This is a genomic window from Oleiphilus sp. HI0067 (genome assembly GCF_001635735.1).
The window spans coordinates 1-1,329 of the sequence record NZ_LWFI01001221.1; the positions used below are offsets into that span (position 1 = coordinate 1).

Below are 1,329 nucleotides of genomic sequence, written 5' to 3' on the forward strand. Positions count from 1 at the left end.
GGATAGATTAAAGCGTTTAAAGTTATCAGTACGACCACCCATTTCTAGGCGTGCAATGCGCAGCAGTGCATTGAAGGTGGCAAGTAACTGGTCTGCTTCGGCAACAGCACTCGCGACGAGCTCTCTTTGAACTTCGTTTTCTACTTTTAATAGAGTGTTTTCTAACTTATTTCTAAGTCGGGTAAGAGGTGTTCGAAGGTCGTGCGCAATATTATCTGAGACGTGCTTAATACCTTCCATCAATTGAAAAATGCGATCCAGCATTTCGTTCAGGTTACGCGCGAGTTGGTCAAAATCATCATTGGTTCCGCGATCGGGTATGCGCAATGATAAGTTGCCCTTCATAATTTTCTGGCTGGTTTGGTTGATAATTTCAACGCGACGAGCCGTACTTCGGCTCATCATAACGCCGCCGATCATTGCCAGCATAAAGGTGATCGCCATGCCCAAGTTTATCGCGCGTTCAACAAGCTCTTTAACAGCCATGAACTCGTTGACATCACGGCCTACTAGTAAGCGCAAGCCTCCAGGCACAATGAACACACGTGCTCGAGCTGGCCGATCAAGCTCATTGTGCCAGCCTAACTCTTCATTAAGTGTAAAGTTGAGCCAGCCCTCTTGAACTTCGCCTTCTTCTGGCCACTTATCTATATTGCCTGCGAGTTTGATGAAATCACGCGCAGTAAATAAATAGATCGCTTTGCCGTTAGGATCACGTGCTACACGCTCTCGAATGACACTGATTAAGCCATTCAAACCTTGGCGTTGATATTGTTCTGCCAGACCGACTATTTCAGCTTCGATGGTTTCGTCTGTTTGGCTCGACATATACCCAGCGGTTGCCCAGTAAATAAAGCCCATTAGAATAAAAACAGACGTGGCGAAAAGTACCATGTACATAATCGCCAGCTGAAATGTAGGGGTTCTTAGTAGACTAAGAATCTTCACTCAAAATGTATCCCGCACCACGAACGGTTTGAAGTAGCTGCTTAGGAAAATCTTTGTCGATTTTTGAGCGTAAGCGGCTGATATGAACATCGATGACGTTTGTTTGTGGATCGAAGTGGTAATCCCACACTTGCTCAAGAAGCATTGTGCGCGTTACGACTTGCCCAGCATGCTTCATTAAGTATTCAAGTAAACGGAATTCACGTGGTTGGAGATCTATTTTCTGGCCAGCACGTTTAACAGTACGTGCGAGTAGATCCATTTCTAGATCAGCCACTTGTAGATGGGTGACTTGTTCAGAACCTGAGCTAGCACCACGACGCTCAAGTGCTTCAAGTCGTGCTAGTAATTCAGTGAAGGAGAATGGTTTTGTTAGGTAGT

Annotated in this window: 2 protein-coding genes; both read right to left on the minus strand. The window is 45.4% G+C overall.

Translation table 11 applies throughout. The features are described from left to right. On the minus strand, nt 1–900 hold a 900-nt coding region (locus A3739_RS18290), incomplete at its 3' end, for a HAMP domain-containing protein (RefSeq protein ID WP_197472425.1). A gap of 34 nt (nt 901–934) precedes the next feature. Further along, on the minus strand, nt 935–1,329 hold a 395-nt coding region (locus A3739_RS18295), incomplete at its 5' end, for a response regulator transcription factor (RefSeq protein ID WP_197472426.1).